Genomic DNA, 19,344 nt, shown 5'->3' with positions numbered 1-19,344 from the left:
ATCCTGTGTCCGGCGTGACGGTGAACTTTGCCGCACCGGGCTCTGGGGCCTCAGCGGCGCTGTCGGCGAGTTCGGATGTGACGGATGGCTCTGGCCTGGCCTCGGTGACAGCGACGGCGAATGCCACGGCGGGGGCTTATAATGTGACGGCCAGCGCCACGGGGGTGAGCGATGTGAGTTTTGGTCTGACCAATACGGCGGGGGCCGCGGCGACGCTTGCGGTGAGTTCCGGCGCGGGTCAGAGCACGACGATCTCCACCGGTTTTGGCACGGCGCTGGTGGCCCTGGTGACGGATGCCGGGGGCAATCCTGTGTCCGGCGTGACGGTGAACTTTGCCGCGCCGGGCTCTGGCGCCTCAGCCGGTCTGTCGGCGAGTTCGGATGTGACGGATGGCTCTGGCCTGGCCTCGGTGACAGCGACGGCGAATGCGACGGCGGGGGCTTATATTGTGACGGCCAGCGCCACGGGGGTGAGCGATGTAAGTTTTGGGCTGACCAATACGGCGGGGGCCGCGGCGACGCTTGCGGTGAGTTCCGGCGCGGGGCAGAGCACGGCGATCTCCACCGGCTTTGGCACGGCGCTGGTGGCGCTGGTGACGGATGCCGGGGGCAATCCTGTGTCCGGCGTGACGGTTAACTTTGCCGCGCCGGGCTCTGGGGCCTCAGCCGGTCTGTCGGCGAGTTCGGATGTGACGGATGGGTCCGGCCTGGCCTCGGTGACAGCGACGGCGAATGCCACGGCGGGGGGCTATAATGTGACGGCCAGCGCCACGGGGCTGAGCGATGTAAGTTTTGGTCTGACCAATACGGCGGGGGCAGCGGCGACGCTTGCGGTGAGTTCCGGCGCAGGGCAGAGCACGGCGATCTCGAGCGCATTTGGCACGGCGCTGGTGGCGCTGGTGACGGATGCCGGGGGCAATCCTGTGTCCGGCGTGACGGTGAACTTTGCCGCACCGGGCTCTGGGGCCTCAGCGGCGCTGTCGGCGAGTTCGGATGTGACGGATGGCTCTGGCCTGGCCTCGGTGACAGCGACGGCGAATGCCACGGCGGGGGCTTATAATGTGACGGCCAGCGCCACGGGGGTGAGCGATGTGAGTTTTGGTCTGACCAATACGGCGGGGGCCGCGGCGACGCTTGCGGTGAGTTCCGGCGCGGGTCAGAGCACGACGATCTCCACCGGTTTTGGCACGGCGCTGGTGGCCCTGGTGACGGATGCCGGGGGCAATCCTGTGTCCGGCGTGACGGTGAACTTTGCCGCGCCGGGCTCTGGGGCCTCAGCCGGTCTGTCGGCGAGTTCGGATGTGACGGATGGGTCCGGCCTGGCCTCGGTGACAGCGACGGCGAATGCCACGGCGGGGGGCTATAATGTGACGGCCAGCGCCACGGGGCTGAGCGATGTAAGTTTTGGTCTGACCAATACGGCGGGGGCAGCGGCGACGCTTGCGGTGAGTTCCGGCGCAGGGCAGAGCACGGCGATCTCGAGCGCATTTGGCACGGCGCTGGTGGCGCTGGTGACGGATGCCGGGGGCAATCCTGTGTCCGGCGTGACGGTGAACTTTGCCGCACCGGGCTCTGGGGCCTCAGCGGCGCTGTCGGCGAGTTCGGATGTGACGGATGGCTCTGGCCTGGCCTCGGTGACAGCGACGGCGAATGCCACGGCGGGGGCTTATAATGTGACGGCCAGCGCCACGGGGCTGAGCGATGTAAGTTTTGGGCTGACCAATACGGATGCAGTGGCCCCTACGGTCACTCTGACGACCAGTACAACCGAGGTCGCACCTGGTGAGACTTTTGAAGTTACGGCCACCTTCTCCGAACCGGTTACAGGTTTCACCATGAGTGATGTGGCTGTTAATCACGGCTCAGTGGTTGCGCTGACCGGGAGTGGAGCGCTTTATACGATTACGCTCCGGTCGTCAGGGAGCGGGAATATTGGAGTATCGATCGTAGCGGGCGTTGCACAGGATGTATCGGGCAACGGCAATGAAGCATCAGGAGGGATTTCGGTTCGCAACACTGCAATTGAAGAAACGAGCCAAATCATCGGCAGGTTTATGGATACCAGGGCCACCCAATTGATCAACAATCAGCCAGATCTGACCGGGTTCTTATCCGGCAACGGGTCCTTCCAAGGGCAGGGGCAGTTTAACTTGGCAGTGACCCGGGGGCGGGGAACCTTTGATATTTCTACCAAGCCCGGATCACGTGTCTGGACCCGATTGCAGGGCGCGGTGAGCCGTGAAGGCACCAGTGACAGCGCATATGTCTTTGGCGCTATTGGCAGTCATTTTGCGGTTAACAAGAACCTCTTGCTTGGGGCCATGTTACAATTTGACTATCTGGATCAAGAGGATGGTCTTGCAAATATTAAGGGCAAAGGCTGGTTGATTGGTCCTTATTTTGTCACCAAATTCCCGAACCATGACGTCTTTGTTGAGGGGCGGCTTCTCTATGGCCAAAGCTCTAACGACGTCTCCCCGTTTGGGACCTATACCGACAAGGTTGAAACTGAGCGGCTGCTGGCCTTGTTGAAGGTGTCGGGTTCAATGCTCTATGGCAAAACGACGCTTATTCCAAAAGCGCAGTTCACCTACACGAGTGACGATCAGGAGGCCTATCGCGACGGTCTTGGCAACCTTATCCCAAGTCAAGGTGTCGCCTGGGGGCAGCTAGAGGTCGGACTGGATTTTGAGACACAGCTTGAGACACGGCGTGGCAACGGGGAGTTACTGCTGTTTGGTGGTTTCAGTGCTATTGGCAGTTATAAGGAAAACTCGGGTGGCGTGATCGGGACCTCTTCTGTTGTAGAAGGGGGGCGTGCGCGGGCGGAACTCGGGATGAGTTACCAATTTTCTGAACAGGGCGTTTTCTTGGTTGAGACGTTTTATGATGGGATCGGTAGAAGTGGCTATGAGAGCTACGGGCTACAGGTTGGGCTTGATCTGAAGTTCTAGCCCCGCCGTTTTTCTGAGATTTCAAAGAGAGAGGAGCGTGACCGCATTGGTGGCGCTCCTTTTTTGAAGCGGACGTCGACCAAAAGAGGCAGGTCCGTGCAGGGCTGACCGGTCCGAAAGGTGGCAGGTTGACTTCCTGAAGCAAAGGCAAACGGGCTGGAAAAACCAGCCCGTTTAAAACTTGTATCGACAGTTCACTGAATGAGTCAGATAGCTGATTTCAGGCTCTCGTCCAGATAGATTTCGCGCAAGCGCTTGGCGATTGGTCCTGGAGTGCCATCGCCCAAGGCAATACCGTCGATCTCGACCACAGGCATCACAAAAGCGCTTGCCGAGGTGGTAAAGGCCTCATCGGCTTCTTTCGCTTCATCAATGGTGAACAGACGTTCTTCCACTTCCATCTGCGCTTCAGCCGCCATGCGCAGAACCGCCTTGCGCGTAATGCCATGCAGGATATCGCTGCTCAGCGGGCGGGTCACGATCTTGCCGTTCTTGACAAAATAGGCGTTGTTTGAGGTCCCCTCGGTGACATAGCCATCTTCGATCAGCCAGGCATCATCGGCGCCTGCCTTCTTGGCCATCATCTTACCCATCGAGGGGTAGAGTAGCTGCACAGTCTTGATGTCGCGACGGCCCCAGCGGATGTCCTCGATCGAGATGATCTTGGCGCCTTTCTTGGCGGCCGGATTGTCAGCCAGGCCAGGCTTGTTTTGAGTGAACAACACGATGGTCGGCTTGGTTGTTTCGGGATCGGGGAAGACGAAATCGCGATCGCCGTCAGAGCCACGCGTGATCTGCAGATAGACCAGACCTTCAACGATGTCATTGCGTTTCACCAGTTCGCGGTGGATCTCCAACAGGTCTTCTTTTGAGCAGGCTGCCGGCATGTCCAGTTCATTCAGCGAGCGTTCCAGCCGAACTGCATGACCTTCGAAATCAATCAGCTTGCCATCCAAGACCGAGGTCACCTCATAGACGCCATCAGCCATCAGGAAGCCGCGGTCAAAGATAGAAACAGTTGCTTCGGTCTCGGGCAGGTATTCGCCATTTACATAAACGGTACGGGTCATCGTGGTCTCCTCAACCCCAGAGTTCGGCCTTGGGCGGGTGCACCCCGGCGGCGTCAAATTTCAATGGTTCATCGCGGTCTTCGGCCAACAGAAGCGGCCCGTCAAGGTCTGTCACCAAAACTCCCTGTGCCAGAAGTGTTGCGGGGGCCATCGCCAGGGAGGATCCAACCATGCAACCGACCATGACATCATAGCCCAGAGCCAGTGCTTCCTCGCGCAGTTTCAGGGCTTCGGTCAGGCCGCCAGTTTTGTCCAGCTTGATGTTGACCACATCATACTTACCCTTGAGCTTTGGCAGGCTGGCACGATCATGGCAGCTCTCATCTGCGCAGACCGGCACGGGCCGTTCCATACCAATCAGGGCCGCATCTTCCCCGGCAGGCAGGGGCTGTTCAACCAGTTCCACCCCCAGCCGCACCAGATGCGGGGCCAGTTCGGCATAGACAGATGCAGACCAGCCCTCATTGGCATCAATGATAATCTTGGCTTCCGGTGCGCCGGCCCGCACAGCCTCCAGCCGGGGCATATCATCAGGCGTACCGAGCTTGATTTTCAAGAGGGGGCGATGTGCATTCTCCGCCGCCTGTTTTTTCATCTCCTCGGGGCTGGCCAGCGATAGCGTATAGGCGGTGATCTCAGGCCCCGGGGCCGGAAGCCCGGCCAGTTCCCAGACGCGTTTGCCAGCCTGTTTGGCCTCCAGATCCCAAAGCGCGCAATCCACCGCGTTGCGGGCAGCCCCGGCGGGCAACAGATCCTGCAGCTCCTCTCGGGAGAACTCCGCAGGCAGGCCTTTGATCTCGGCAGTCACACTATCGAGCGTTTCATTGTAGCGTGCATAGGGAACGCACTCCCCCCACCCGACAAAACCACCTTTTTCCACCTTGACCGTCAATACCTTGGCTTCGGTCCGCGATCCCCGCGAGATGGTAAAAACCTGCGCCAGCTTAAAGACATCCGGTGACACGGTGATTTTCATGAAACAGCCCTTCCATTCCTACTCTTCAGATATCCCAAAGAGCTCTAGCGATGCCCCTGGTGGCGGGGCATCCCGACTTCATCTTTCCAAAAATATTCCCGCCGGAGGCTCCACCCATTTCAGGCAATGCCATCCGGCGGGGCAAGATAGATCAGATTGCAGCCAGCGCGTCTACCAAGCGACCAGCGCCGTGGCGATAGGGATCAACCGCAGGCAGGCCCATACGCTCTTCGGTCTCAGCCAGGTATTTGACCGCCTCATCCTCTGTCAGATGCTGTGTGTTCACTGAAATGCCAACGATTTTGCACGCGGCATTTGCGCGTTGGGCCAGTGGCAGAGCCACATCACGCAGCTCCTCCAGAGAGGGGACAGTATAGTCCGGCAGGCCGCGCATGTGTGAACGCGTCGGCTCATGGCACAGGATCAAAGCATCGGGTTGACCACCATGCACCAGCGCCATGGTCACACCAGAATAGGACACGTGGAACAGCGAGCCCTGTCCCTCGATCAGATCCCAGTGATCGTCCTCATTGTCAGGGGTCAGATATTCCACAGAACCTGCCATGAAATCGGCAATCACGGCGTCCAGTGGCACGCCATGGCCGGTGATCAAAATGCCGGTCTGACCGGTGGCACGAAAGGTTGATTTCATGCCGCGCTTTTGCATCTCGGCGTCCATCGCCAGGGCAGTGTACATCTTACCAACCGAGCAATCTGTACCAACCGCCAGGCAGCGCTTGCCGCTGCGGGTCACACCATTGGCAATCGGGTAGCCATCAGTGGGCACACGCACATCGTGCAAGGTGCCGCCGTGTGTCTGCGCCGCAGCCACCAGGTCGCCCTCATCGCGCAACAGGTTGTGCAGGCCAGAAGCCAGATCATAGCCCATTTCCAGAGCCTTGATCAGCACGTCCTTCCATGCCGCAGAAATAACGCCACCGCGATTGGCGACACCGATTACCAGGGTTTTGGCACCCGCTGCCTTGGCCTCGGCCAGGGTCATCTCGGTCAAGCCCAAATCGGCACCACAACCGGGCAGGCTAATCTGGCCGACCGCGTGATCCGGGCGCCAGTCGCGAATGCCAATGGCAACCTTAGCGGCAAGCATGTCGGGCGCATCGCCCAGGAACAACAGATATGGTGTCTCGATCATCTCGGGCCCTCCACAGGAGTTTTGTTAGGGGTTTTGTTTCCTCGCGAGTTTAAGTGAGCCCCCCTGCGATACGATCCCGTTTTTGCTTTTTCCTGGTTCTTGATTTCGGATAATTTCCCGGAAGATATGTAAATCTTCGAAGAATCTTCTGCTCTATTGGTTCCTACCGGCGATCCTTGCGCTAGCGTGCAGCAAGCGTTGTACATGCTGCAGAGGCAATGCTGCAGATGCAAAGTAAGACTTGCAAGCCTTCGCGCAATTTCTTACCACTTCCAGGGATAAAATCGTAATTTCCTTACCCAAAGGATCGCCATCATGAGCTTCCGTCTTCAGCCCGCCGCCCCGGCCCGTCCCAACCGCTGTCAGCTGTTTGGCCCTGGTTCCAACACGAAACTCTTTCCCAAAATGGCGGCTTCGGCTGCGGATGTCATCAACCTGGATCTGGAAGATTCCGTGGCTCCTTCAGACAAGGACGCCGCCCGCGCCAATGTGATTGAAGCGCTCAACACTGTGGATTGGGGCAACAAATACATGTCTGTGCGTATCAATGGGCTGGACACGCCTTACTGGTACCGCGACGTGGTAGATCTACTGGAACAGGCCGGAGACCGCATCGACCAAATCATGATCCCCAAGGTCGGCTGCGCCGAAGACGTCTATGCTGTTGATGCTCTGGTTACCGCCATTGAGCGAGCCAAAGGGCGCAGCAAGCCAATTTCTTTTGAGGTGATCATCGAATCGGCGGCTGGTATTGCCCACGTAGAAGAGATTGCTGCCAGCAGCCCCCGTCTGCAGGCTATGTCGTTGGGCGCGGCAGATTTTGCCGCTTCCATGGGGATGCAGACCACGGGCATCGGCGGTACCCAGGAAAACTACTACATGCTGCGTGAGGGCGAAAAGCACTGGTCAGATCCTTGGCATTGGGCCCAGGCTGCTATCGTCGCGGCCTGTCGTACTCATGGGGTTCTGCCTGTGGATGGTCCTTTTGGTGATTTCTCTGATGACGAAGGCTATATCGCCCAGGCCAAACGGTCTGCCACCCTGGGCATGGTTGGCAAGTGGGCGATCCACCCCAAACAAATCGCTCTGGCCAATGAGGTCTTCACCCCCTCTGAGGAGGCCGTGGCAGAAGCCCGCGAGATCCTCGCCGCTATGGAACAGGCCAAGGCCAACGGCGAAGGCGCCACCGTCTACAAGGGGCGCTTGGTCGATATCGCCTCGATCAAACAGGCCGAGGTTATCGTGGCCCAGTCCGAGTTGATCGCAAAAGGCTGAGGCCCTTTGGCTGCCGTTTGACCGCAGTAGAAAAACCCTAGAAGATCAAAAGGGCGTCCAGTGGGCGCCTTTTTTTCATATGCACGGTTTTATCTGTCCGTTTCAAATCGCGAGGTTTCCCATGCCTGATCTGACCCTGTTTCACACCGCAGATGTGCATGTTGCCACTTTTGAAGCCTTGGCACCCACGGCTGATCTGAAACATGTGGTGCGCCCTGATTGGCTGGCGCGGGCGCAGGACGGTATAGATACCGCCTTGCAGCAGGAAATCACCCTTGCGATGCAGGCCGCGACAGGCCCGGTACTGTGCAGCTGTACCACCATCGGCGAGGCCGCCGAGAAGGCAGGTGCCACCCGTATCGACTGGCCGATGATGCAGCGCGCCGCCCAGACATCAGCGGCCGCGGGCGGGGCAGTCCTGTTGGTCTATTGCCTGCACAGCACCAAAGAGCCTTCTACCTCCCTGTTGGAGCGCGCCTTTGCAGAGCTGGACGCCACGCCCAACATTCAGCACCTGCCGCTGACCAATCTCTGGCCGCTGTTTGATGTCGGTGACAGGGAGGATTTCAACGATCAGATCGCCACCTGGGTGCTGGCCCAACTGGAACGGGCGCCCGATACTTCCTGTGTGGTTCTGGCGCAGGCCTCTATGGCTGGGGCGAAAGACCTGCTGCAGAATCGCACCTCGGTTCCGGTTCTCGCCTCACCGGCCATTTCGGTAGAGGCCCTGCTATCGCCTGCCTAGCTGCGCAGATCCTTGGGCGAGCCCATCACCACATAGGTGGTAATTGCGGTGACATAGGGCGAGGTCCCCAGAATATCGGTATGAAACCGTTTGTAGCTGGGCAGATCGGCACATTCCACCCGCAGAAGATATTCGATTGTTCCGGTGATATTGTGGCATTCCACCACTTCAGTCGCGTCCTTCATCGCCCGTTCAAAGGCCTGTTGGGCCTCTTTGGTATGCTCTCCAAGGCCAACGCCGATATAGGTGACAAATCCTGCCCCCATGGCATCGCGGTCGAGCACCGCACGATAGCCGGTAATGACACCAGCTTGTTCCAGATCCTGTACCCGGCGCAGACAGGCAGAGGGTGACAGGCCAACCCGGTCTGCCAGCTCCAGATTGCTGATCCGCCCATCGCGAGTCAGCTCCTGCAATATTTGTTGGTTTATTCGATCATATTTCGCCATTAGTTGTGTATTTGGTCACATCATGCACGAGAACGCAATTTCATTCGGGGTTTTGCGCGTCATTTTCACCTTATGACTTATGAACTCTTTCTGGCCCTAGCGCTTTTTGCCTTTGTCTCCTCAATCACACCTGGCCCCAACAATCTGATGTTGATGGCCTCAGGTGCCAATTTTGGCTTTCGACGCACCATTCCGCATATGTTGGGGGTGGCGCTTGGCTTTGTCTTTATGGTCGTTTTGGTGGGCGCTGGCTTAGTGCAGATCTTTGACGCCTTCCCGGTCAGCTACTCAGCCCTCAAAATCGCCTCGGTCATCTACCTAATCTATCTTGCCTGGAAAATCGCCCATGCCGGCCCAACAGAGGCCTCAGGAAGTCGTGGCACGCCGATGACCTTCCTGCAGGCCGCCGCCTTTCAATGGGTCAACCCCAAGGCTTGGGCCATGGCTCTCACTGCGATCAGCGCCTATACTCCAGACCAAACCCTGTGGGCGATTTTTATCGTGGCCGCCGTGTTTGGCGCTATCAACCTGCCCTCGGTCGGGTCCTGGACCATCCTGGGGCAGCAAATGGCACGTTTTCTAACCAATCCGCGCCGCCTGACCCAGTTCAACTGGCTCATGGCAGCGCTCTTAGTTGCCTCGCTTTACCCGGTGATCTGGCCGCACTAGCAGCGGCCAGATCACGGCTTAAGTGCTACTTCAATGGTAGGCAGATTTCAGTCAGTAGCTCTTCTGGAGCCACCGCGCGGGGGTTGTTGAGGTAGAGCTCATAGCAGGGGGCTTCTGCGGGATCCTCGCCGGACTGTGGCAACCAATTGCCAAACAGGCTGTCATAAGCCGCTGCAATCCCGGCATAGGGTCCCTTATAGGTCAGGATAGCTGTTTTGCCGCCAGGGAGCGTTGTTTCACCCAATCCTTCTGGCACTGTTGCTCCCTGGTATTCACCCCCAACAAAGCTGCGCAGCTCTGCTTCAGCAGTTTCCTCCGGGTTGTCGTAGTAAATTGTCGCCCAGGTTCCGACTTGTGGCCATAGACCACGGGTCTCGCAAAGAGCGCCAAAGGCTTCAAATTCTTTGCCGACGGTATGGTAGCTTCCACTATGAGGGAGCCCGATCAGGCGGCGGGCAGGTTCTTGGCGTAGGGTGACAGGATACATTGGGTGGTCTCCAATTCTCAGTTCAGGACGTGAAAGCCGATGGGTTCCGGCCCTGCGAAACGCGACAGGGCTTAGGCCATAGGCTTCGGTGAATGCACGAGAAAAGGAACTGACATTGGGATAGCCCACTGAAAGTGAAATCTCTCCCAGGCTGCTCTGTGTCATGAGCAAATCGCTGGCAGCGCGATGTAGGCGAATGCGGCGTACCGCCTGGGCGCAGGTTTCCCCGGTCAAGGCGTGAAACACGCGATGCCAGTGAAAGCGCGACATTGCTGCCACCTCTGCCAACTGGTCCAGCGACAGATCTCCGGCGGGGTTGTCATGGATATAGTCTAGAACCCGCAGAATTCGATTTTCGTATGTGCTGGACATGCCGCGGTTTTCCTTCCTTCTGTGCCTGAGCAGATGTGGCACAGGCCGAAATCACAAATCTTGCTGAACTACAGCTTCGTGTCGTCGACCGTTTGATTTTCCACGCTGGAAACAGGGCAATCCTGATTTCTGTTGACGCAAGGCAAGCCACAGAGTTGCATCTGAGCGCACAGAAGGCCATATACGGCAAAACCGTGTGAACGAGGCGATATGACTCAGTACCTGGAATTTGAAAAACCGCTGGCCGAAATCGAAGGCAAAGCAGAAGAACTGCGCGCCCTGGCACGGGCCAATGAAGAGATGGACATAGCTGACGAAGCCGCAGCGCTCGACGCTAAGGCTGATCAGCTGCTGAAAGATCTCTATAAAGAGCTCACTCCGTGGCGCAAATGTCAGGTGGCGCGCCATCCGGAGCGCCCCCACTGCCGCGATTACATCGATGCGCTTTTTACCGAGTACACGCCTTTGGCGGGTGACCGGAACTTTGCCGATGACCTTGCAGTGATGGGCGGCTTGGCCCGGTTCAATGATCAGCCGGTTATGGTGATTGGGCACGAAAAAGGTTCGAACACCAAGGCACGCATTCGGCATAACTTTGGCATGGCCCGTCCCGAAGGCTATCGCAAAGCCGTGCGCCTGATGGAGATGGCAGGGCGCTTTGGTCTGCCTGTTGTTACCTTGGTAGACACCACAGGGGCGTACCCTGGTAAAGGTGCCGAAGAGCGCGGCCAGTCCGAGGCGATTGCCCGCTCTACTGAGATGAGCCTGAAAATTGGCGTGCCGGTGATTTCCGTGATCATAGGCGAGGGCGGCTCTGGTGGGGCGGTAGCCTTTGCCACCGCCAATCGTGTGGCGATGCTGGAACATGCGGTCTATTCGGTGATCTCCCCCGAAGGCTGTGCCTCGATCCTGTGGAAAGACGCTGAGAAAATGCGCGAAGCCGCTGAGGCCCTGCGCCTGACCGCGCAGAACCTGCGGGAGCTGGCGGTGATCGACCGGATCATTCCTGAACCGCTGGGTGGTGCGCATCGTGATGCCAAGGCAGCAATGGCCTCCGTCGGCACTGCCATTCAGGACATGCTGAATGAGCTGAAGGACAAAGAGGGCGCTGAGCTGATCAAGGATCGCCGCCAAAAATTCCTCGATATTGGCTCTAAGGGGCTTGCAGCGTAAGGCAATCGACGCTGCCCATTTGCTTGGAAAAACCCGGCTCTGGTGGCCGGGTTTTTTATGCGAATTTTGAATGAGCGCGGCCTAAGGTTTCTCTGGGGCGATGGGAGGCTTACACTCTCCGTTTTGGAGTTTGCAGAAGTTTGCGCATCGAAACGCGATTGCCACTGCGTTCGTATTCTTGCCAGCCAAGGTATTGGTACATGGCCACGTTTTCAGGCATCCCAACATGTGTGCTGAGACGCATTTCGCCAAACCCTTGCCGCTTGGCCTCGTTTTCTGCGTGGTCCATCAGCGCTCGCCCTAAGCCTTTACCTGCGTGGTCGGGGTGAACCGCAAGGTTTGCAAGTTTCAAGAAACCCTTCTGGGCGGATAAAAACAGGCCAGCAATAACCTTCCCGTTTTCCGTGATCACCCAAACCTGGCCCTGGTCTATCTCTTCGGGAGTGCCAGCGGAGACGGCGGGTAGGTCGAAAATGCGGCTGGCGTATTTGGCATAGGCGGCATCGATGCAAGCGATCAATGCCTCTGCATCAGTCGCATTGGCCTGTCTGATGGATGTAGACATCTGACCGAATTCCCTTTGCTCGGTTCCCTTGCCTAGGTCTAAACCACAAGCAACCGCAACCCCTGTGTTACATCAGACCGCACAGCCAGGCGTAATCCCGGTTCATCGCCGGCCTTTAGCGCGGCGATGATCAGGCGATGATTCTGCGGCGGGTCGGTGCGGCGCAATCGCCCATAGAGCGCCCGCATGGTTGGGCCCAGTTGCAGCCAGACGGTCTCTGCCATGGCCAGCATCGCGGGGGCCTGGGCGCGCAGATACAGGGTGCGGTGGAATTCCAGGTTGGTGCGGATATAGCCCACCGCATCGCGTTTGGAGACCATCTCGGCGATGGCCAGGTTGATACTTTGCAGCCGGTCGATCAGGGCCATATGGGCGCGGGGCAGGGCGCGACTGGAAAGCTCAACCTCCAGCAGGGCGCGCAGCGCCGCCAGTTCCTCTATCCGCTCATTGCTCAATTCAGGCGTGGCCACCCGCCCTGACGACGACAGGGATAAGGCACCCTCGGCCACCAGGCGACGTAGGGCTTCGCGCGCTGGGGTCATCGAGACCTCATACTCACGGCCAATGCCGCGCAGGGTCAGAGCCTCACCCGGTGCAATATCGCCATACATGATCCGCGCCCGCAGAGCGCGATACACCCGGTCATGTGCCGAGGCAGTGGTATCCGAAGGGGATGAAGCGGTGGGTCTGGCGGAAATGGACATGGCCTATCCTGTGATCACAAATTTGCGGATGGTCAACCTCGGAATTTGACGCGGGACTTGTATTGGTTCCTCTAGCCGAGGTCGAAGCGGTAACGATGCAGCCCGCTTCCCTCGTGACGCAGCCATTGGCGCGCGGCAGAACTGTCACCATAGAGCTGCGCCACCACCGCCCAAAAATCGGCGGAGTGATTCATTTCGACAAGATGCGCCACTTCATGCGCCGCCACGTAGGAGAGCACTTCTGTGGGGGCCATGATCAAACGCCAGGAATACATCAATGTCCCAGCAGATGAGCAGGAGCCCCAGCGAGAGCGAGTGTCACGCAGGCTCAGCTTGGCATAGGAGCGCCCTACTTGGGCGGCATAGTGATCTGAGGCTGCTGCCAAACGGTCTCGCGCTAGTTCTTTAAGGTAGCGCTCTAAGGAACGCGCCGGGCTATCCCCCCCCACCAAGATTCTTTCTGGTTCAAATTGTACGCCGCGTTTGGTGCCGGCCACGACTTCGCGCTGTTGCCCCTCGATGGGGAGTAGGCTGCCAAAGCCCACTTCGACCACCTCCGGGTGGCGCGCCAGATGGTCGCGAATCCAGCCTTCCTTCTCGGCTGCAAACTCCAATGCTTCGCGGGCTGGTAGTCGCGCAGGCAGCGTCAGGGTCACCCGCCCATCCAGGGCGGAAATCCGCAGGCTGATCCGTTTTGCCCGCGCCGAGCGGCGCAGAACAAGAGGAACCGGCGGGTTTCCTGGCAGGTGATATGCGCTCATGGTGGCGCCCCTTCATGGCAAAGGCTTTGACAGTGCTCACCTCATATGGCAAGGCAACTGAATCGTCGATACGACTCACCAGTAAATCAAGGGGACCCACATGCCCAACGAAGAATGGGGCGTAAAGCGCGTCTGCCCAACCACCGGCAAACGGTTTTATGACCTGAACAAAAATCCGATCATTAGCCCCTATACGGGCGAAGTTGTTGAGCTGAGCACCGGCAAGAGCCGCATGATCGAGGCAGACGACGCGGATGCGGCCAGCGTCAAAGCCAAAGAGAGCGACGCAGATGACACCGATGTATTGGACGATGACGACGACGTAGATCTGGATCTGGGCGATGATGTTCTGGATGACGACGACGACGCCGATACCGTGCCTCTAGAAGAGATCGCTGACGTCGCCTCGGAAGACGACGACTCCTAACTCTCATGTGGTTCTGCGCTCCCAAGCAGCCAGCAGGCTGCCTGGGGATCCGGCTTGCTCGCCTGGCAAAAGCGTCTCCCAACGAACCGCAAAAGGCCTGATGAAAAAAACTCTCGACGATGGTGCATTTTCCGCTTGCGGCCTGCTGCATCGTCCCTTAAATCACCCTCACACCGCACGACGGGACGGTCAATCGGCCAGGATGTCAAAGCGGTGTGATTTGGGGCCTTAGCTCAGCTGGGAGAGCGCCTGCATGGCATGCAGGAGGTCAGGAGTTCGATCCTCCTAGGCTCCACCAAATCTTTTATATGAAATGATCCTTACAGAACCTGCGGTGGACATTTATTTGTTCGCGAATGGTTGTGGTCGAAGTCGATGCGCTGATCGAGGCAACGGTTTTTGCCACTTGTGTCAGGGATGCGGCTCGCCCCTCCCCCGCGCGTCAGGGGCAAGGTAAGCGGTTGGCGCCGGGTTTCTGCCTGGGCCGCCAGAGTGGCCAGTTTAGTGGTTGTCACTGTGGCGGCCACGATGGCGTTCGATCACAAAGGTCACTTCCAACAGGGTGTCCGGGCCCTTCTGTGCGGGTGCCCAGGGCTGGGGTTAAAGGCGCTAACCGAAGCGATAGCCCGAAGCAGTGACACCGCCAAAGATCTCTTTTTGGTGGTAGATCCGCGTTGCTGGCTCCTCTTCCGCTGCGCCAAGTGCCGCAAATATCGGGGCCAGATGATCTTCCTTGGCGTGGCAGGTACGTGCGGCAGGGGCTTGCTCCCAGTTCAGCAATGCTTCTGTGCGCGCGGCGGGTGGCAAGTCCAGTGTCGCGCTAAGCCAGGTATCAAATTGCTGTGAAGGGTCTTTGGCTGCGGGACCAAAGAGAGCGAGGTTGTGATAGCTCAACCCGGAGCCGACAATAAGAACCCCCTCGTCGCGGAGTGGAGCCAGAGCGCGGCCCAGCCGGATGTGTTGTTCGGGGTCGTAGCCGTGGCGTAGCGAGATCTGAAACAGAGGAACGTCGGCCTCTGGATACATAATGGCCATCGGAACAAAGGTGCCGTGATCAAAACCCATCTCTGGATCCAGCTTGGTGGGCAGTCCGGCCCTTTCGATGAGATCTGCAGAATGTTTAGCAAGTTCTGGCGCGCCAGGAGCAGGATAGGTGATTTCATAGGTGTTTTTGGGAAAGCCGGAGTAGTCATAGACCATCGGCGGCTTTGCGGATGACATAACAGCAAAGCGGTCGCTTTCCCAATGGCCGGAGATCATCAAAACGGCCTTTGGGCGTTGCGGCAGCTGGCTGGGCATATCCGCGAGAGAGTCTTCAAGAGGGGCGAACTGAGCCCGCCAATCGGCTATCCAAGGCCAAGGGCCCCCACCGTGAGAGATGAAATAGGCGGGCATTTTGGTTGCAGACTGGGACATAGATCTTCTCCGGCGTTGTAGACATATGCCCACAACCTAGCCCCCGCCGCAGGCAGGCTAAATATCCCTTGCCGCACAGCATCTGTGTGCAACAGCGCCAATGGGGTGAAACAGATCTGGCCTTAGGTTCAGGCCTTGTCTGTGACGTTCTCTTTGAAGGCGACTTCGAATTCAGCCTGCTTTTCCGGGCTGGCCTCGGTCTGGTAGGTGCTCTTCCACTCGTCCATGGTCATGCCATAGTAGATCTCACGGGCTTCGGATTTGCCCATTTCGATGCCGCGTTCATTGGCGGCTTCTTGATACCAGCGGCTGAGGCAATTGCGGCAAAACCCCGTCAGGTTCATCATATCAATGTTCTGAACATCGGTGCGCTCTTCCATCAGGTGCTTTTGCAAGCGACGAAAGGCGGCGGCCTGGATCTCGATTTCGGTCTGCTGGTCCATGGGTGGTTCCTTAACTCTGCATGCATCTGGAGCTCAGCATGCGTCCAAACATAGTTTAACAACCCTACCGGTGCGCCGCTAGAGGCCTGAGGACGCAAGGGCGCGCGGCAGGACGGCAGAGAGGCGATCCGCCCAATACTGTTGTCCGGTGGCATCAGATATCAGATCGTTGCGCAGTTCAATCAGGGTATTGGGGCGGCCCTTATGGGTGCCATGGGTGTCTATAGCGTCGCCTGGAAGATAGCCGGTATAGGGCTCGTTTATTCCTACGCAAAGATCACCAGGGGTTTGCAAGGCCGTTATCAGATGTGGCGAGAAATGCTCCCCCTCGGGATACAAAATGCCAATCTCCCAAGGGCGCGGCGCGCGGCCACGCAGCTGCGGCGTAAAGGAATGCACCGAGATGATCACGGTATCAGGGCGCGCAGCCAGTTTGGCCAGGGCCGCGTGATAGGGGCGATAACAGCGCTCAAGGCGAGCCTCCCGTTCGGCGGTGTCTGCATGGCGATTGGCAGGTATGATTGTCCCGTCATAGAGTTGCATTAGCAGAGTGGGATCATCTTCGCCGCGGTTTGGGTCGATCACTAGGCGCGAGAAATTTGAGGCCACCACCGGGGCGTTCAGGCGTTTACCCAATAGCTGGCAAACCGCCAGGGCGCCGGGATCATAGGCGATATGGCGTTGCATATCAGCCTCTGGCAGGCCCAGATCCCCTCCGCCAACAAAGGGCGGCACCACATTGCTCGCGTGGTCGCAGGTGATGAGCCACCGGCCAGGGCGGTTGCCCCCTTCGATTGTGAATGGTCTATATGTCATGGATTTGTCGCCTGTTGTTGAGAATAGCTTTACTGCAGTTGCAGCAGAATGGGAATTGGGCGATAAGCCCCTCAATGCTGTTTGCGGTAACATTTGCCTTGGTGTCACCTGTTCTGCACAGTGACCCGTGATTTACCCTAGAGGAGACCCCCGATGAAACGCTCGCGCAACGTAAAGATTGTCGCCACTCTGGGACCCGCATCGGAAACCTATGAAACCATCCGGGCACTGTTTGAGGCTGGAGCTGATGTGTTTCGTTTGAATATGTCCCACGGCACCCATCCCGAAATTGCTGAAAAACATGCGATCATTCGGCAGGTCGAACAGGATCTGGACCGCACGATTGGCATCTTGGCGGACCTTCAGGGGCCAAAGCTTAGGGTTGGCGTGTTTGCCAATGGATCAGAGGAGTTAGAGCCGGGCGCGGCCTTTCGGATGGATCTGGACGAGGCGGAGGGCGATCTGTCCCGTGTATGTCTGCCGCACCCAGAAATCTTTGCGGCTTTGGAGCCGGGCGCGCATCTTTTGGTCAATGATGGCAAGATCCGCCTTAAAGTGATGAGCTGTGGTGCTGATTTTGCCGATTGCGAAGTGGTGATTGGCGGTACAATCTCCAACCGCAAGGGCGTCAATGTGCCAGATGTCGTCTTGCCACTGGCGGCACTGTCCGAGAAAGACCGTGCAGATCTGGAATTTGCCTGCAACCTTGGCGTTGATTGGCTGGCATTGTCCTTTGTCCAGCGGGCCAAGGATGTCTTTGAGGCCAAAGGCTTGGCCGATGGCCGCGCGGCGGTGCTTTCGAAAATTGAAAAACCTTCAGCGGTTGAGCGCTTTGGCGAAATTCTTGATGCTTCAGATGGGATCATGGTGGCGCGCGGCGATCTTGGCGTGGAGCTGCCAGTGGCTGCGGTACCACCGATCCAGAAACGTTTGGTGCGTAAATGCCGCGCGGCGGCCAAGCCGGTGATCGTAGCGACTCAGATGCTGGAAAGCATGATTGAAAGCCCGATGCCCACCCGTGCTGAGGTGTCAGACGTTGCCACTGCGATCTATGAAGGCACCGATGCCATCATGCTGAGCGCCGAATCTGCTGCGGGCAGCTACCCGATTGAGGCCGTGCAGACCATGGATCGGGTTGCGACAGAGGTGGAAGCGGATCCTACCTATAGCCAGATCATAGCCGCCTCTCGTTCCGCTAAGGGTGATACCGTTGCGGATGCTATGGTCTCTGCCGCGCGCGAGATTGCGGAGAAAACCGAGATCAAGGCGATCTGCTGCTTTACCCAAAGCGGCACCACAGCCCTGTTAACCGCGCGTGAGCGCCCAGGCGTGCCAATCATTGCGTTGACTCCATTGGCAAAAACCGCCCGACGTTTGGCGCTGAGCTGGGGTTGCTACTGCGTCCTGACTCCGGACCAGTCTCGGTTCAAAGGAGCGGTTGTCAGCGCCGCGCGGGCCGCGCGGGCAGGGGGCTTTGCCACTGAGACGGATCAGATCGTGGTAACTGCCGGCGTGCCCTTCAATGTTCCGGGTACCACCAATATCCTGCGGGTTGCCCCCTGTGATGAGCGTTTGATTTACAGCACCGACCCAGAGTAGCCTGAGGTTACGGTCGTTTTGATGAGGGGGGAGAAGGTGACATGGATACTGATCTGGCCCTGATCCTGGGGATTGTCCTGGGTGGTCTGTCCATACCCTCGATCCTGTCAGCTATTAGTGAAACTCGTCCGCCGCGTACCTCCAGCCTTATGCTGCTTGCGGCGGCGGGGTTGATTGCCTATGCGATGGTGTCACATCCGGGGGGATATCGCCTGGAACAGATACCGGATGTTTTTTTCACAGTTCTGGGACGTTTTATCTGATAAATCGCTTGCCCTTTGGCCACAGCTTTCGTACATGGCGCACCTGTTCGCGTGGCCGGCCGGAAGTGGCATGCCGAGTCGCGCATAGACCGAACCCGCATTGAAGGAGACGGAAATGCCCAAAATGAAGACCAAATCGAGCGCCAAAAAGCGCTTCAAGGTGACAGCGACCGGCAAGGTCCTGGCAGCTCAGGCCGGCAAACAGCACGGCATGATCAAGCGCACCAAGAAATTCATCCGTAACGCACGCGGCACCTCGGAGCTCTCCGCTCCCGACGCCAAGATCGTCAAGGGCTACATGCCCTACGACCGCTAAGAGGAGTTTGAGATATGTCCCGCGTTAAAGGTGGTACCGTAACCCACGCCCGTCACAAAAAGGTAATCAAGGCAGCCAAAGGTTATTATGGCCGCCGTAAGAGCACCTTTAAAGTCGCCCGTCAGGCCGTCGACAAGGCAAATCAATACGCAACACGTGACCGGAAGCAGCGTAAGCGCAATTTCCGCGCTCTGTGGATCCAGCGTATCAACGCCGCCGTACGCAGCCACGACGAAGCACTGACATACAGCCGCTTCATCAATGGCCTGAACCTGGCCGGCATCGAAGTTGACCGTAAAGTTCTGGCCGATCTGGCCGTGCACGAGCCCGAAGCTTTTGGTGCCATCGTGCGCCAGGCCCAGTCTGCTCTGGCAGCCTAAGGCTTTACCGCTTTGTAGATTTGAAAGGCCGCTCCTTCGGGGCGGCCTTTTTTGTGTCTGACGCTCTACGGCTGGAATAGACACTAGTGGGGGTGGCTGGTTGTATTCAGTTCAATTTCCAGTTGCCTGCGTGATTTGTTTCGATACAGTTCTTCGCGAAACACTCTTGGGGTAGGCAAAAACTTATGAATATCAAAGGTATATGTGTCGTGACTGCGGTATTGCTCTCTGGCTGCGTCAGCAGCGGCGGCGGAGAATCAGTGGTAGCCAGGCCGGTGCAGGATCAAGGGGGCAAAATTACCAAGGCCCAGATCGAAACTTGTTGGAAACA

The 19,344-nt window shown here is 58.1% G+C and carries 21 protein-coding genes and 1 tRNA gene; 11 read left to right on the top strand and 11 right to left on the bottom strand.

Annotated features, from left to right (window positions below; all coding sequences use genetic code 11):
* On the top strand, window positions 1-2,954 hold a 2,954-nt coding region (locus tag MED193_RS23085; RefSeq protein WP_009809932.1), incomplete at its 5' end, for an Ig-like domain-containing protein.
* Window positions 2,955-3,160: 206 nt separating this feature from the next.
* Here MED193_RS23085 and MED193_RS11665 read toward each other — a convergent pair.
* The 3 genes from MED193_RS11665 to dgcN all read right to left on the bottom strand — a co-directional run bounded on the left by MED193_RS11665 (window position 3,161) and on the right by dgcN (window position 6,153).
* A complete protein-coding gene (locus tag MED193_RS11665; RefSeq protein WP_009809931.1) occupies window positions 3,161-4,024 on the bottom strand; it encodes a D-amino-acid transaminase in 864 nt (287 codons plus the stop codon).
* A gap of 10 nt (window positions 4,025-4,034) precedes the next feature.
* Entirely contained in the window at window positions 4,035-5,000 is a 966-nt protein-coding gene (dgcA, locus tag MED193_RS11660; protein ID WP_009809930.1) for an N-acetyl-D-Glu racemase DgcA, read from the bottom strand.
* Window positions 5,001-5,151: 151 nt separating this feature from the next.
* Window positions 5,152-6,153 (bottom strand): N-acetyltransferase DgcN, encoded by a 1,002-nt coding sequence (gene dgcN, locus MED193_RS11655; RefSeq protein ID WP_009809929.1) that lies wholly within the window; start codon window positions 6,151-6,153, stop codon window positions 5,152-5,154.
* 315 nt (window positions 6,154-6,468) lie between these two features.
* On the opposite strand from dgcN, the gene MED193_RS11650 reads away from it, so the two are divergent.
* Window positions 6,469-7,428 carry an L-malyl-CoA/beta-methylmalyl-CoA lyase gene (locus tag MED193_RS11650; protein ID WP_009809928.1) on the top strand — a complete coding sequence of 320 codons (960 nt, stop codon included), beginning with the start codon at window positions 6,469-6,471 and terminating at the stop codon, window positions 7,426-7,428.
* Window positions 7,429-7,549: 121 nt separating this feature from the next.
* Window positions 7,550-8,173 (top strand): hypothetical protein, encoded by a 624-nt coding sequence (locus tag MED193_RS11645; RefSeq protein WP_039966854.1) that lies wholly within the window; start codon window positions 7,550-7,552, stop codon window positions 8,171-8,173.
* On the opposite strand, the gene MED193_RS11640 is transcribed toward MED193_RS11645, so the two are convergent.
* A complete protein-coding gene (locus MED193_RS11640; protein WP_009809926.1) occupies window positions 8,170-8,622 on the bottom strand; it encodes an Lrp/AsnC family transcriptional regulator in 453 nt (150 codons plus the stop codon). The two genes, MED193_RS11645 and MED193_RS11640, sit on opposite strands and share 4 nt — an antisense overlap.
* A 72-nt stretch (window positions 8,623-8,694) precedes the next feature.
* Here MED193_RS11640 and MED193_RS11635 point away from each other — a divergent pair, with 72 nt between their 5' ends.
* On the top strand, window positions 8,695-9,291 hold the full coding sequence (locus MED193_RS11635) for a LysE family translocator (RefSeq protein ID WP_009809925.1): 597 nt from the start codon (window positions 8,695-8,697) through the stop codon (window positions 9,289-9,291).
* Between the two features lie 25 nt (window positions 9,292-9,316).
* Here the strand turns inward: MED193_RS11635 and MED193_RS11630 are convergent, their stop codons facing one another.
* Window positions 9,317-10,150: a GyrI-like domain-containing protein gene (locus MED193_RS11630; RefSeq protein ID WP_009809924.1), complete on the bottom strand. Its 834-nt coding sequence runs from the start codon at window positions 10,148-10,150 to the stop codon at window positions 9,317-9,319.
* Between the two features lie 210 nt (window positions 10,151-10,360).
* Between MED193_RS11630 and MED193_RS11625 the strand changes: the two genes are divergently transcribed.
* Window positions 10,361-11,323, top strand: a complete 963-nt coding sequence (locus tag MED193_RS11625) for an acetyl-CoA carboxylase carboxyltransferase subunit alpha (RefSeq protein ID WP_009809923.1) — start codon at window positions 10,361-10,363, stop codon at window positions 11,321-11,323.
* 109 nt (window positions 11,324-11,432) lie between these two features.
* Here the strand turns inward: MED193_RS11625 and MED193_RS11620 are convergent, their stop codons facing one another.
* The 3 genes from MED193_RS11620 to MED193_RS11610 form a co-directional block, all read right to left on the bottom strand.
* Entirely contained in the window at window positions 11,433-11,888 is a 456-nt protein-coding gene (locus MED193_RS11620) for a GNAT family N-acetyltransferase (RefSeq protein ID WP_009809922.1), read from the bottom strand.
* Window positions 11,889-11,926: 38 nt separating this feature from the next.
* Window positions 11,927-12,592 carry a GntR family transcriptional regulator gene (locus MED193_RS11615; RefSeq protein WP_039966137.1) on the bottom strand — a complete coding sequence of 222 codons (666 nt, stop codon included), beginning with the start codon at window positions 12,590-12,592 and terminating at the stop codon, window positions 11,927-11,929.
* Window positions 12,593-12,663: 71 nt separating this feature from the next.
* Entirely contained in the window at window positions 12,664-13,353 is a 690-nt protein-coding gene (locus MED193_RS11610) for a M48 family metallopeptidase (protein ID WP_009809919.1), read from the bottom strand.
* A 100-nt stretch (window positions 13,354-13,453) separates the two neighbouring features.
* On the opposite strand from MED193_RS11610, the gene MED193_RS11605 reads away from it, so the two are divergent.
* Together MED193_RS11605 and MED193_RS11600 are read left to right on the top strand one after the other, a co-directional pair.
* Window positions 13,454-13,780, top strand: a complete 327-nt coding sequence (locus tag MED193_RS11605) for a TIGR02300 family protein (protein ID WP_009809918.1) — start codon at window positions 13,454-13,456, stop codon at window positions 13,778-13,780.
* Between the two features lie 222 nt (window positions 13,781-14,002).
* Window positions 14,003-14,078: transfer RNA gene (locus tag MED193_RS11600), tRNA-Ala, on the top strand.
* A 311-nt stretch (window positions 14,079-14,389) separates the two neighbouring features.
* Here MED193_RS11600 and MED193_RS11595 read toward each other — a convergent pair.
* The 3 genes from MED193_RS11595 to MED193_RS11585 all read right to left on the bottom strand — a co-directional run bounded on the left by MED193_RS11595 (window position 14,390) and on the right by MED193_RS11585 (window position 16,455).
* Window positions 14,390-15,196, bottom strand: a complete 807-nt coding sequence (locus MED193_RS11595) for a class III extradiol ring-cleavage dioxygenase (protein ID WP_009809917.1) — start codon at window positions 15,194-15,196, stop codon at window positions 14,390-14,392.
* Window positions 15,197-15,324: 128 nt separating this feature from the next.
* Window positions 15,325-15,639: a DUF1244 domain-containing protein gene (locus tag MED193_RS11590; protein WP_009809916.1), complete on the bottom strand. Its 315-nt coding sequence runs from the start codon at window positions 15,637-15,639 to the stop codon at window positions 15,325-15,327.
* A 78-nt stretch (window positions 15,640-15,717) separates the two neighbouring features.
* On the bottom strand, window positions 15,718-16,455 hold the full coding sequence (locus MED193_RS11585; protein ID WP_009809915.1) for an N-formylglutamate amidohydrolase: 738 nt from the start codon (window positions 16,453-16,455) through the stop codon (window positions 15,718-15,720).
* A 153-nt stretch (window positions 16,456-16,608) separates the two neighbouring features.
* Here MED193_RS11585 and pyk point away from each other — a divergent pair, with 153 nt between their 5' ends.
* The 4 genes from pyk (at window position 16,609) to rplT (ending at window position 19,013) form a co-directional block, all read left to right on the top strand.
* Window positions 16,609-18,054 (top strand): pyruvate kinase, encoded by a 1,446-nt coding sequence (gene pyk / locus MED193_RS11580; RefSeq protein WP_009809914.1) that lies wholly within the window; start codon window positions 16,609-16,611, stop codon window positions 18,052-18,054.
* A gap of 41 nt (window positions 18,055-18,095) precedes the next feature.
* Complete coding sequence (locus MED193_RS11575; RefSeq protein WP_009809913.1) at window positions 18,096-18,317, top strand: hypothetical protein; 222 nt, start codon at window positions 18,096-18,098, stop codon at window positions 18,315-18,317.
* A 115-nt stretch (window positions 18,318-18,432) separates the two neighbouring features.
* Entirely contained in the window at window positions 18,433-18,633 is a 201-nt protein-coding gene (rpmI, locus tag MED193_RS11570; RefSeq protein WP_009809912.1) for a 50S ribosomal protein L35, read from the top strand.
* Between the two features lie 14 nt (window positions 18,634-18,647).
* Window positions 18,648-19,013: a 50S ribosomal protein L20 gene (gene rplT / locus MED193_RS11565; protein WP_009809911.1), complete on the top strand. Its 366-nt coding sequence runs from the start codon at window positions 18,648-18,650 to the stop codon at window positions 19,011-19,013.
* Window positions 19,014-19,344: the final 331 nt, after the last annotated feature.

The organism is Roseobacter sp. MED193 (genome assembly GCF_000152965.1).
Lineage (GTDB): Bacteria > Pseudomonadota > Alphaproteobacteria > Rhodobacterales > Rhodobacteraceae > Pseudophaeobacter.
Note: the sequence above shows the minus strand (reverse complement) of the source record. Positions and strands in the feature narration are given on the sequence as shown.